Raw genomic sequence first — 12,605 nt, forward strand, 5'->3', positions numbered from 1 at the left:
TGTACGGCAATGGTACTCCTCCAACGCCGAGTCTAACGCAGACCTGGAACGGTCGGCCGCAGGCTCACAGCGCTCGAACCGGTGGCTCTCATCGCGATGGGCATGACCTTCCGCCGCAGAGAGAACCTGTTACGCCTTTACCTTCGCTGATGGTGTAAATACGGTCGACAGCATGAAGCTTCACCGCTTCGGTCTTTCCAGATGGCCAATGAATTTCTGCGATGCCCGCATCGGTAGAGCCGCCTAATCCGAAGTGGAGTCGCTGATCGTTCGACGAAATGAAGCTGCCACTGGAGAGCACGTCCTGACGCATGCGCATTCCGTTGGCTCTGAGAAACACCGTAGCGCACATTGCGTCGCGCGGACTCTTTGGGCCGCCCACCAACTTCAGTTCCACCCAATGGTGATGGTCGGAATTTACGTTTCTGAGCAGAGTAGGCGGCCCTTCGATCAAATTGATAACCAAGTCGATTTTGCCGTCATTGAAAAGGTCGCCGAAGGCCGCGCCGCGTGCTGGGATCACAACCGCGAGACCGGAGCCGACTACTGGCGGAACGTATTCGAACACTCTTGCTGCCGCGCCCTTCACGTTATGGAAGAGCAGCGGGCGCTCCGCGAACGTGGTTCCCCAATCGTGCTTGTCCACTTCTGGATAGACATGGCCGTTGACCATAAACAAGTCGAGCCAGCCGTCATTGTCGTAGTCGAGGAACCCGTCTCCCCAGCCGACGAAGGGAATCGGAATCGTTTCCAGGCCCACCTTGTCGCTCACATCCGTGAATCCCTTGTCCTGATCCTGGCGATAAAGCACCTTATAGTCATCGGAGAAATCCGTAACGAAGAGGTCGATCCTCCCGTTGTTTTCATAATCTCCCGCGGCAATTCCCATCGATGCGATTTCGCGCCCATCGCCGTTCAGAGCAAACCCCGAATCGTAGCTCTGGTCTTCAAATGTCCCGTCACCCTTATTGATGTAAAGGTAGTTGGGCTCCGAATCATCGCCGACCACCAGGTCCGGCTTGCCGTCCCCATTGATATCCAGGAAGATCGAGGCAAATCCGTAGAATGCATTCCTGTCGGCGACACCGGCTTTGACGCTTACATCCGTAAATGTTCCGTCGCCGTTGTTATGAAACAAGTGGTCCGGCTCGCCCTTGAGACCGCGTGGTCCACACATCACGGGCGCGCCGCGATACTTGCAGAACGAACTGCCGACCGCCTCCGCGCCTGAGGCGGCAAGGTCCGTGCGATCGAAATGCACGTATCCCGCCACAAACAAATCCAGCCGTCCGTCGCCATCGTAGTCGCCCCACGTGGCGCCCGACGACCAGTTACCCAACGTCACCCCGGCCTTCTCGGCCATGTCGGTAAACGTGCCATCGTGATTGTTGTGGTAGAGGCGATTCTTTCCCCAGTTTGAAACGAAGATGTCGGGCCATCCATCGTTGTCATAGTCCCCGACCGTAACGCCGAAACCCCATCGGTCGTTTGTGACACCAGCCTTGGCTGCAACGTCAGTAAATGTGCCGTCATGGTTGTTATGGAAAAGCGCAGCATGAGGAGGCTCTTCTTTGCCGTCAAGGGCATTGAAGGTCGAACCGTTCACCAGATAGATATCCAGCCATCCATCGTTGTCGAAGTCAAGAAGCGCCACTCCGGATCCGTCTGTATCGATGATGAGCGGTTTATTGGCCAAGCCCATCGTGTGGCTCCAGCCTGCCAGCCCTGCGGTCTTGGTAATGTCCTTGAAGATCACTGGTCCAGACTCAACGAAGCCACCTGCAGTGATCGGTCGCTTTTGCGCGTCATAGACGGGCGCAAACGTGCCTCCCGTGGCGTTGCCGCCCTGCTGTTTCTGCATTGAAGCGCTTTGGTCCGGTGAGGATTGAGAAGAGGCAGTGATCGGGATGAGAATAGACGCGGTCAATACACAGTGAAGCAGACCCCGAACAGGCGACAAAGAAAGGCCTCCAAGCGTTGAGTGTAGTGCAGCCGCAAGGGCAGGCCTCATTGCGGCATTTCCTCTGAATTATGGTTGAGAGGGATGAATACTTCGCAATGAGACTATGCAGACGCCCAGGTTGGTTTCGAGGCATATACCGGAAGGATACATGCGCCCAGAAGTCCCGCCTCAGCCCCAAGCTTTGCGGGTAAAACCTGCGTGCCGCCGCCCGGCATTCCCTTTGAGGCAACTCTCCCCGGCGCGGTGAGCGCATAGACATAGCTCCGACGCTCCAGTTCCTCAAACATAATGGGTGATAGCAGATCCCATGAGTTGGCGACGCCGCCGCCCACCACGTAAAGCGGCAGATTCAGAATGTTGATCAGCCCAGCCAGGCTGATCCCCAGGGTGCGGCCCGTCTCAACGTAGATGTTCTGGGCATCTGCGTCGCCTTGCCGCGCAGCATCGGCAAGATTCTGCGCAGTCAATGCCGTGTCTTTCTTGAGCCGAGCGAGCCCCGGGGCCTTTCCCGCGGCGATCAATCTATCGGCGGCATTCACAACTGCGGTCGCAGAGGCACATGCTTCCAGACAGCCGTGGTTGCCGCATCCGCAGAGGGCGCCGTCCGGATAGATCGTCATGTGTCCGGCTTCGCCACCCATGCCCGTCGCTCCGTGCCATAGCTTTCCTTCCAGAATGATCCCGTTGCCGACACCGGTACCCAGGGTCAACATGCACATCGAATCGATGCCGAGTTGCTTTCCAAGGCCTAATTCAAATTCCGCAAGCACAGCGGCGTTGGCGTCGCTCTCCAGCGTGACCGGCCTCTGCAGGAGCTTCTCCATTTCAGCCAGAAGCGGAAATCCGTCCCACCCAGGAAGATTGGGCGGATGGTGAAGGCGTCCCGCCGGAAGCTCGAGCGGTCCCGGTGATCCAACTCCGATGCCGGCAATCTCGCGGCCATTGGAATGCTGATCGATGAGTTTGATAATCGCGTCGCACATGTCATCTACAACAGCCTGGGGACCGGCTTCGAGACGCGTGCGAAGTGAAATCGAGTTCAGCACGCCAATGCCTGGCGCGTATGCAGCGATCCTTAGACTTGTTCCTCCAAGATCGACGCCGATGGTGAGAACTTGCGCGTTTTTCAAGGCCATTCCGATCACCGCAGAAGCCGATATTCCAAATCGCGCGTGCGCCTGAAACCGCGATTGAGACGACGCAAGTGCTGGAGATACTCGAAGAAAACGACCCCGCTCCCCAAAGTATCCCCATCACCGCCCGTTGTCCTTGGAAACGATACCATACAAAATCAAGAGGCTGCCAGATTGCCCTGAAGCCAGTGTCATTTTCTTTCAACAGAGCAAAAACCGAAGTTGAAGCTTGATCGAATCCCACACTCCCGTGTGCGCGAATCGGGTGCAACCTGTCTCCGCGAACGTGCATTTCCGGTTCCATGGTATCGTTTCCATGATTTGTGTTCCCTGTGATATTATTCGCGCCGGTGTTTCGATCGCGCCCCGCGCCGGACACAGGTCTGCTTGAAATCGCGCCAATCGGCAAGGAAGGTCGAATGGAAAACGCATCGGGTCTGGAAGTTAGAAAATCGATGCCCAGATTCGTTTGCATCGCGGCGGGTCAATGATCCGCGCCAATAAATCACGGCCAACTTTTAAAGACCGGTACTCCGCGCAACGCGGCTGCCCGGCTTCACAATTCAAGCAGGAGTTGGAGAACATCCGCACGAACTCCGTTGGACGAGCCGCGTTTCGAGTATCACTTGTCGAGGGCGTTTTGATTTTCCCGGTATCCCGCTGCTCCGCGTGCCAAGAAGTTGTTCAAAGAGGAGCTCTGCTGCAACTCGGCCAATCTCTTCAACGGGCTGCTGAACCACGCTTATGGACGGCCGCACCGTTGCCGCGAGTTCAAAATCATCAAAACCAAGCAAGGCGATCGTCTTGGGCACTGCAATGTTGAGCTTTTGAAGAACCTCAAAGGCGTAAATCGTCGTGCTGTTTTTGAGTGTGAACAATGCATCCGGAGGGTTTGCGCCGGAGAGCATGCTCTCAATCGCATACTCAGTTGACCTGTAGTCCTTCGCTGAAGTGTTCAACGTTGACGGGAGACCTGCGGAATCAACAGCAGCTCGATATCCCCGGGTGCGCTCCTGAATCGTAAACAAGGTGCTTTCGCCCGTAAGACAGACGATCCGTTTGTACCCATGATCGATCAAATGCTGCGTGGCAAATTTGGCTCCCTTGAAGTTATCGGTTACGACTGAGGCGACAAGAGAGTCGGAGACCGGGCGATCGATAGACACAACCGGAACGGCAACGCGCTTAAGCAGATCGCGTAGCGCCTGACTCTGTGAATTCGCAGGCGCCACAATAAATCCGTCGACCCGATGACTTATGAGAATGTTCAGATTCTCAATCTCGGTGTGCGGATCGTTATGCGATGCGGTCACAATCAGCAGCGAGTCATTGGCGAGCGCGACAGCTTGTACGGCCTCCGCGCAACTTGAGAAGAATGGATCGGCGATGCTTGGAATCACTAATCCGATGGTTTTTGTCCGATGCCCTTTGAGGACGCGAGCCGCCTGATTGGGGCTATAGCCCATGGCTTGAATGACGCGCTGCACATGAGCAAGCGTCTTCGGACTCACACGATCGCCGCCGTTAATGACGCGGGAAACAGTGGTCGTGCCAACGCCTGCTGCGCGAGCTACTTCGCTGACAGTCGGCGGGGTGCTTCGCTTCTTCATTCGGCTGGTCCACTCGAAACCGGCGTGGTATCAAGAGTCTAAGCTACACGAGTCGCGGCGTACAACCAGGTTGCACCGATCGCCGGCCGGCGCCGCGCTGTCCACGTTTGCGAAACTGGTTTGCGAATCGCCTCCGATACCGGAACAAACCAGCATGTTGTTGCCGGTGAAACGAAAACTATGAGAGGCTTCTCCATGGCTTTCGCTCGCATCCGACTGCTGATCAAAGAGCTAGCGAATGAGTTCGCCGCATTCCAGCTCGCAAACGTTTCGCAGGACCTGCGCTATTCGATCAGGCACTTAGCTCGCAATCCCAGCTTCTTTATAACAGCGGTACTCACTCTGGCGCTGGGCATCAGCGCGTCCAGTGCAGTGTTCACGGTTGCTTATGGCGTGCTGATCGATCCATTCCCCTATAAGGACGTTCACACGCTTGCCACACCGAAGCTTTGCTGGCCCGATCGCGCCGAGTGCGGCTGGCGATCCTATAGTCCACAGCAGTTCAATGAGATCGCCCAGAAAACCGACATCTTCGCCGGCGTGACCGCATCAACCGTTGGCTTTGTTGAACTCACCGGGAAATTCGAGCCTCAGCGTGTACGCGGCAACTACATTACGGCAAACACATTTGAAGTCCTCGGAGTGAAGCCGGTCCTGGGGCGCGCAACCATGGACAACGACGTCGACGCTGGCCATGAAGAAGTCGCGCTCCTCAGCTTCCGCTATTGGCAAGCACACTATGGCGGCAGTTCCTCGGTCATCGGTCAGGTCATCAACGTGGATCGGCATCCGCGTACGGTCATTGGTGTTATGCCACCGCGCTTCTTATGGCGAGGAGCGGATATATACCTGCCGATCAAGATGACCAATGAATTCGCGGTGGAGGGGCAACGACGTTTTGCTCTGGTTGGGCGCCTTAAACCCGGAGTGACTGACGCACAGGCGGCCGCGGAACTCGCGCCGATTTTCGCCGAATTTGCACAAACTGAGCCGTTCATGTATCCCAAGAATCTGCGCCTTGGAATTCTTCCGTTTGACGAGATGTTCAAGTCGGGACTGGCAGGCATTCTTTATCTGTTGCTCGGTTCGGTATTTGTGCTCCTGTTTATTTCCTGCGTCAACGTGTCGAGCTTGTTGCTCGCTCGCGCGGTAAGCCGTGAGCATGAATTTGTGGTACGCGCTTCGATCGGCGCTTCGCGATTGAGACTCGTTCGACACGCTCTCACCGAATCGCTCCTGCTCGCGTTGATCGCATTTCCTGTATCGCTGGTTTGCGCCTATGCGGGATTGCAGGCAATTCTGCGCATTGTCCCCACCGACACGATTCCCGATGAAGCAGTCATTACGATGAATGTGCCGGTCCTGCTGACCTCGTTGGGAATCGCACTTGGCACTGTGTTGATCTTTGGAACCATGCCGGCCTGGCACAGTGCAAGACCCAGGCTGGCCGCGGCGCTCAATAGTTTCCGCTCTTCCGACAGCCGTGCGCACAGGCGCCTGCTCAGCGGATTCGTCGTCACGGAGATTGCTCTCTCGCTGGCTCTTCTGATGCTCGCAGGCTTGATGGTTCGGTCCCTGATAGCGGTAGAGGGCGTGCCCGTGCCGTTTACGCCCGATCGCACGTTGATGCTTCGCATCCCGCTCTCGGACACGCGCTACCCCACGCCCGAAAGTCGCACCCTGTTTTTCAGACAGTTACTGGATCGCGTGCGAGCCGTCCCGGGTGTCAGACAGGCCACGGTGGATGCTGCTTTCCCGTTCATGGACATGTATGCGGATCGCGTGCAGATCAGCGGGCAGGACATTGACAAGCGTGTCGTGGCCCTGGATTTGACTGATCCGGACTTCCTCGAAATGTCGGGCAGGAAGATGTTGCAGGGGCACTTCCTGGATTCTCGTGAAGTGGCCGCGTCGTCGCATGAGGTAGTGATAACGCAGAATTTTGCGCAGCGCTATTTCGCGGGCGAGAACGCCATCGGCCGAACCATCCACCTGCCGGAATTCAAACCCGATGGGAAGAACAAGCTGGCAGACAACGCTTTCACCGTGGTTGGCGTCATGAGCGATCTGCCATTTTTCGTCGGATTCAATGAGAACTATCCACATGTCTTCTTGCCCTACACCGTAGCTCCGGCAGCCGCCGACAGTCTGATCGTCTCTACATCCCTTCCTACAGATGTGCTGGTCAATCCGATGCGGCAGGCGGTTCATGCGATCGACAAGGATCAGCCCATCGTCGAGACGATGAGCCTTCGGCAGATGCTGGATATGTACGGCTATGCAGGTCCGCGCTTCGCATTGGCGCTGTTCGGAAGTTTCGCGGTTGCGGCCCTGTTGCTTTCGCTTGTTGGAATATACGGCGTACTTTCTTTCGTCACTTCTCAGCGCACTCACGAGATTGGGATTCGCATGGCGCTTGGTGCGAATCGGTCTAAGGTGATGTGGTTGGTGTTGCGTCAGGCCTTGATCCTGGCGCTGCTTGGTGTGGCGATTGGACTTCCGCTCGCGTTTGTAGCCGGGCGATTGGCGAGGCGAGAGCTGATTCAGACGTCGCAGTTCGATCCACTGACAATCGTCGCCGTAGTTTGTATATTGCCCCTGCTGGCAGTTGCAGGAACGTGTTTACCGGCGAGACGCGCCGCTGGAGTCAATCCTGTGTCAGCCCTTCGCAACGAGTAGTGCGGCAGTAATGCTCACAAATGACGTGACCGCGAAGCAACTCAAGACTCACTCCGCGCAGAGTATTATTGCTCTGATTTAAGTTCGGGAGACCCTGGATGCCTGTTCCCTCTTGTACTCCCCGTTCCCTCAACGGCCCCCTGCTCCGCTTCAGTTTGATTTTTGTTGTTCTGATTTTCCAGGCTTCATCTCTCTTGAGTCAGACCGCGAGCTGTCCGACAGCATCCCCTCCTGCAGCTACTCCCGCAGCCACAACATACGCCGAAGGCCGGTATGCAGATGCGGAACGGGAATATGCGCAATCCTTCGTGCAACAGCCGCATGATGCATTGATCGCCGCTTCGCTCGTGCAGACGCTTTTGCGGGAAGGCAAGATTACACAGGCATCTGATCGCGTATCCGCAGCCCTTGCGGACGATCCCCACTCGGCTCCGATCCTCACCGCGCAAGCCGAAGTGCAGCTGCGCCAAGGGCAGCCCTGGCTGGCTCTGCAGACGCTCGATGCCGCTGCAGCCGCGGACAAATGCTACGCGCGCATCCATCTGATTCGCAGCCGCGCCCTGCGCATCGATTCGATGTACGCATCGGAACGCGCCGAGATCCAGAGAGCGTATGAGATCGACCCAGAAGACCCCGACATCCTCTACGCGTGGCGCAGGGTTGTTTCGCCGGCGCATGAGATTGAGGGAATCTATCAGGCGCTTCCCACGATGAAGGGCCTGGATGCGGAGACACGGCAAAAGGCTGAAGCATCCATGAACGCGATGCTGCCGCTGCTCTCAGAAAACTCGCAGACCTGCAAGATTCAGCCTGCCGTTCAATCGGCAACGCTGCACTTGATCCGCACCATGGAGGATGGCAAGCATCCGGATGGCTACCGGCTTGACGTGCAACTGCCAAAGACCAATGCAAGGCTCGTGGTGGATACGGCAGCCTCGGGAATCTTTATCACCAAAGCTCTTGCCGACGCGAATGGACTGCAGCAGGACGCCAATGATCCGCCCGGAACGGTACACGCCGACAGTGTACATATTGGGCCGCTTGAGTTTCGCGACTGCCTCGTGGGTGTGAGCAATGCACCATTTGCGGGAAAAGCCGACGGTATGATCGGCACCGATATCTTCGCCTCCTATCTTGTGACAATTGATGCCCGGGATGCCGGGCTCACGCTCGATCCACTTCCGCCGCGTACCGGAATTTTGCCGGGCGATCGTGCGACGTTGCCGGAATTCGCGGATTACACTCCGGTTTATCACCGGCGCCAATTTCTGCTTGTGCCGGTGCTGCTCAATAACAAAGCCCGCAGGCTCTTTGTACTCGACACCGGTATGCGCTTAAGCACCATGACATCGGAGACGGCGCATGCCATTTCCAGTACCAGGGCCAACTTTACCAATGCCATGCAGACCGCTTCCGGCCCAACGGCGCAGGTGTATCGCGACAACTTCGACTTTCAGTTTGCAAAGCTCTCCTTGCCCCGTCGAAGCCATATACTCCAGTGGGATCTTTCGACACTCGATCACGATATGGGGTTTGAGGTTGCAGGAATGCTGGGCTTCGACATGCTTCATTCGCTCACTTTGCACCTGGACTATCGCGATGGATTGGTGAAATTCGAGCCCACGACAAGTGAGGCTTCGCCGGCGCTCGCTAAGGGAACCATGACCGCATCCGCAGCGACGGCTGATGACACCGGTACCCCTGCATGTCAACAATTCGAGAATAGAGACTGGCCAGTTGCCTCCACCATTGAGGCTCGTGTCACGGAGTTGATGGACTCGGCGCACCTCAAACCCGGCAAGGAAGTATTTGTGAAGGTGCTGTATGGGCTTACCTATCCGGGTTGCGTGTTGACGCAGGACGCAATTCTATATGGGCACGTAACGGCTGCGGCCTCGTCGAAGAATCCCAATTCCTCTGAACTGGGGCTAGTCTTCGATCACGCCGATTGCGAGGGCCGGCAGAAACAGCAGCTCCCGCTGCGGTTGATCGGCTTGGTAGCCCCTCGCGACCAGTCGAGCATGTTGCACGACGCCTTGCCGACACAGGTCGCGGGCGGAGCTCGGTCGATCTCGAGCCCCGTTTCGGGCTCGACCGGTCGCGACGACGATCTGAGTCCCGGAGGTCCGCCACGCACCGTTCATCCGGGGATCGTAGTCCGCATGCCGAAGGTGAAGCTGGAGCCGGAAGGAGGGCCAGGTTGCAGCGCCAGAATCAGCAGTTCCGATCGCTCTGTCCAACTCGGGCCGGGCACTGAAGTTATCCTGACTGTCGAAAAAGTGGCCCCATGATGTGAAAGCCTCACCGAAGCTTGCCTTTCAAAAATGCGCCGCCGCGAATCGCGCTCCCGACAATGGTCAGTCAATGAAGGCTGTCCGGCCTGCGCTCTCCGATGTTTTCGATATTTGAAATGCCCTGATTCGATTTGCGAGCCGACCATCGTTCTCCGATGAGAATCGCATCGCCGGCTACGGATCGCTGCCATTTCCCTGCTTCCGGGATGCTCGCAATCCACCCCGGGGAGGGCAGATCACATTCTCGAAAAATCGACGCCCCTGTGTTCCACGATACGCACAAGAATGCGCGGGCAGTTGCAGACGCGATGGTGTCATGAATCGCAAAATGAACGCCCCGGGCTCTCTGAATGTCAGTATTGTCCGATTGACCCGGTGCAACGCTGGCATTGGTTTTGGGATTGCGTTTGCCGAATGAAGGCAGTACGCTTTCTGCTATCTCCCCGGAGTCTCCATGCGGCGCCTCACTTCCCCATTGCTGATTTGCTTGGCCCTCTTCGTATGCCAGGTTCCCGCGCAGACTCGTCGAGCCTTGCTCATTGGCATCAACACTTATCAGCCGCCGGGCACCACCGCCGCGCATCCGGCAGGATGCATTTACGGGCGATTCGAGCTGGGATCATTTGAAAACCTGGAAGGCTCAGTCAACGACGCGCAGGCGATGGCCGATCTTCTGACCAGCCCGAAGTTCGGTTTTCCGGCGGCCAATGTAGCTCTACTCACGAATCCCGCACCGCCCCAGCCGCGGCCAGGCGTGTTAGTTTTGCCGGCCGACCAAACGACTCGCGACGGCATTCTTGCCGCCATGCAGAAATATCTTGTCGATTTGCCCCGGCGTGGAGACACGGTGGTGTTTTACGACGCCAGCCATGGCTCGCTCCGCATCAACAGCAAGGGAACCAAAATGGAGGTATGGGCAGACGGCAAGCTGTTGCATGCCGACAGCACGTTGGTTCCTTCAGACGCGTACAAGGGCGGCTTTGACGTGCGCGACCGTGAGATGGCGCACATTTTTAACGCCGCGTTGGACAAGGGCCTTCATCTCACCGTTATCTTCGACAGTTGCCATAGTGGGGGCGCAGCGCGCGGGATCGGTCCGAAGTACCGGGAGCGCACCCTTGCCTATGATCCGCGCGACATCGACGAGCCTCCTGAAACCGGCCCCGACGGCAAAGAACGGACGCCACCGACGGAACGCGCGGACAATCCCGCCCTTGTGTTTTCCGCAGCGCAACAGGATCAGACGGCGAAGGAGTCGCCTCCGCCGGACACCGCGCAGGAACCACACGGCGCATTCACAACGGCCCTGATTGAATCGCTGCAGGTTCTGCCTGCGGATGCGCCGGCGGCGATGGTGTATCAGAGGGTGAAAGCGGTTCTCGAAGGAAACGGAGTTTCCGACGAAGAACCGGATCTGGATGCGAATGCGCAACGCCGTCAAGAGCCTCTGTTCGGGGGGAAGGCCACAAGCAGCAACAAGGTACTGACAGCCGCGATCAAGACCGATGATGACGGTTCGGTGTGGCTCGACATCGGACGCGTTTCAGGTGTCGGACCAGGGAGCGAATTTACGTTGGCAACGGATGACAGCGGCACTTCGCCGGTGAAGCTGCGTGTGACTGACCTGCTGGGAATCGCGCGTTCAAGTGCGCAGGTGGTAAGCCCCGCGGGAGCCAAGGTTTTGCCGGGCGAGATTTTTGCGCTCAGCAAGCTGGTACCGCCGCAATCCGATCCACTTCTCTTCTGGCTTTGGCCCTCACACCTTGCGCAGGAGGACATTGTTGCAGCGGCTGCGCAGGTGAAGGCGGCAGGAGTGGTTTCAGTCGTTGACCCCGCGGAAGATAACTGGACGCATCTTCTCAGTTGGGATGGAGCGAACTGGATTCTGCTGCAAGCGAAGCCGGGTGGCGATGCAAAATCGGCCCCACAGGGGGCAAGAAGCCTGAATACGACTGCGCCTCCGCCAATGAATCTTGGGCCGAAGCTCACGGTAGACGCCTTGAAGCAGCATCTCAGCGCAGATGCGCGGGTCTGGGTGAACCTGCCTGTGCCTCAGGAAGTGGCGGATAAACTCGCCCTCCACGATCCGCAAAGCGCCGTGCAAGCTGCGAAGGATTTTGCCGCCGCCAATTATCTCCTGACGGGAATCCTTACCGATGACGGTCCCGCATATGCATGGTTCCACAAGAGCGAGTTTGCCGCTGGACCACGACCGAGCAGTGCCGTCGCGGATCATAGCCCCGGCTGTTCCACGGATTCTCCTTACCCGGTTCGGACCGATTGGACAGCGCTGGGAGCTCCGCCGCAACCCGGCGCACTTACCAGAAAGCTGAATGATTACGCGCAGCGCCTGGGCAAGGTCCATGGCTGGCTCACGCTGCAGGACAGCGCGAATGGCGAGTCCGCCGAATCCTTCTATAAGCTCGCCCTGGTGCGTGCGCCCGATGGCGGTACCCTCTCGCAGGATCAGGCCGCGCATTCCGGCGACAAGCTTCAGATGCTGTTACAGTCGGAGGATCGCGTTGTCGATGCGCGCTGGGTGTACGTTCTCGACATCGGTTGCAACGGCCAGGGCACTCTTCTCTATCCGATCAATTTTGCAGAAAATCAATTCCCCAAGGCCGGAAACAGCGACCGCAGGTTTGTTTTGCCGCACTCGCTTACGCTGAAGGTCGGGCCTCCTTATGGAGTGGATACGCTGATCATGTTGAGTACAGCGCAGCCGCTTCCCGATCCGTCATCGTTGACGTTTGAGGGGGTCGCCACACGCGGCGTACGCGGCGCCGACTCTCCCTTGCAGCGGCTGTTAAACAACGCGAGCAGTTCGACTCGCGGATTATCTGAACCAGTGCCGACCGATTGGGGCATCACGGTTACAACACTTCGCAGCGTCCCGGGGAACGAAGTGATACGGGCTCAGTGATCG

General features: G+C 57.6%; 6 protein-coding genes. 3 read left to right on the forward strand and 3 right to left on the reverse strand.

What is annotated here, in order from left to right:
• Window positions 1–88: 88 nt before the first annotated feature.
• The 3 genes from WCA10_RS25150 to WCA10_RS25160 all read right to left on the reverse strand — a co-directional run bounded on the left by WCA10_RS25150 (window position 89) and on the right by WCA10_RS25160 (window position 4,706).
• Window positions 89–1,861: a CRTAC1 family protein gene (locus WCA10_RS25150; RefSeq protein WP_472825302.1), complete on the reverse strand. Its 1,773-nt coding sequence runs from the start codon at window positions 1,859–1,861 to the stop codon at window positions 89–91.
• A 203-nt stretch (window positions 1,862–2,064) separates the two neighbouring features.
• Window positions 2,065–3,099, reverse strand: a complete 1,035-nt coding sequence (locus WCA10_RS25155) for an ROK family protein (RefSeq protein ID WP_472825303.1) — start codon at window positions 3,097–3,099, stop codon at window positions 2,065–2,067.
• Between the two features lie 560 nt (window positions 3,100–3,659).
• The gene (locus WCA10_RS25160; RefSeq protein WP_472825304.1) at window positions 3,660–4,706 is read right to left on the reverse strand and encodes a LacI family DNA-binding transcriptional regulator; all 1,047 of its coding nucleotides are present in this window, start codon (window positions 4,704–4,706) and stop codon (window positions 3,660–3,662) included.
• A gap of 195 nt (window positions 4,707–4,901) precedes the next feature.
• Here WCA10_RS25160 and WCA10_RS25165 point away from each other — a divergent pair, with 195 nt between their 5' ends.
• From WCA10_RS25165 to WCA10_RS25175, 3 genes are all read left to right on the forward strand, one after another.
• On the forward strand, window positions 4,902–7,385 hold the full coding sequence (locus WCA10_RS25165) for an ABC transporter permease (protein WP_472825305.1): 2,484 nt from the start codon (window positions 4,902–4,904) through the stop codon (window positions 7,383–7,385).
• A 98-nt stretch (window positions 7,386–7,483) separates the two neighbouring features.
• Window positions 7,484–9,676, forward strand: a complete 2,193-nt coding sequence (locus WCA10_RS25170) for a tetratricopeptide repeat protein (protein WP_472825306.1) — start codon at window positions 7,484–7,486, stop codon at window positions 9,674–9,676.
• A 457-nt stretch (window positions 9,677–10,133) separates the two neighbouring features.
• The gene (locus WCA10_RS25175) at window positions 10,134–12,602 is read left to right on the forward strand and encodes a caspase family protein (protein WP_472825307.1); all 2,469 of its coding nucleotides are present in this window, start codon (window positions 10,134–10,136) and stop codon (window positions 12,600–12,602) included.
• Window positions 12,603–12,605: the final 3 nt, after the last annotated feature.

It is taken from the genome of Occallatibacter sp. (assembly GCF_049582745.1).
Classification (GTDB): Bacteria; Acidobacteriota; Terriglobia; order Terriglobales; family Acidobacteriaceae; genus Telmatobacter.

What these genes read in the sequence shown, in the direction of transcription:
- WCA10_RS25150 (WP_472825302.1), bottom strand. Translation starts at nt 1,861, where the DNA reads ATGCAGAAACAGCAGGGCGGCAACGCCACGGGAGGCACGTTTGCGCCC.
- WCA10_RS25155 (WP_472825303.1), bottom strand. Translation starts at nt 3,099, where the DNA reads ATGGCCTTGAAAAACGCGCAAGTTCTCACCATCGGCGTCGATCTTGGA.
- WCA10_RS25160 (WP_472825304.1), bottom strand. Translation starts at nt 4,706, where the DNA reads ATGAAGAAGCGAAGCACCCCGCCGACTGTCAGCGAAGTAGCTCGCGCA.
- WCA10_RS25165 (WP_472825305.1), top strand. Translation starts at nt 4,902, where the DNA reads ATGGCTTTCGCTCGCATCCGACTGCTGATCAAAGAGCTAGCGAATGAG.
- WCA10_RS25170 (WP_472825306.1), top strand. Translation starts at nt 7,484, where the DNA reads ATGCCTGTTCCCTCTTGTACTCCCCGTTCCCTCAACGGCCCCCTGCTC.
- WCA10_RS25175 (WP_472825307.1), top strand. Translation starts at nt 10,134, where the DNA reads ATGCGGCGCCTCACTTCCCCATTGCTGATTTGCTTGGCCCTCTTCGTA.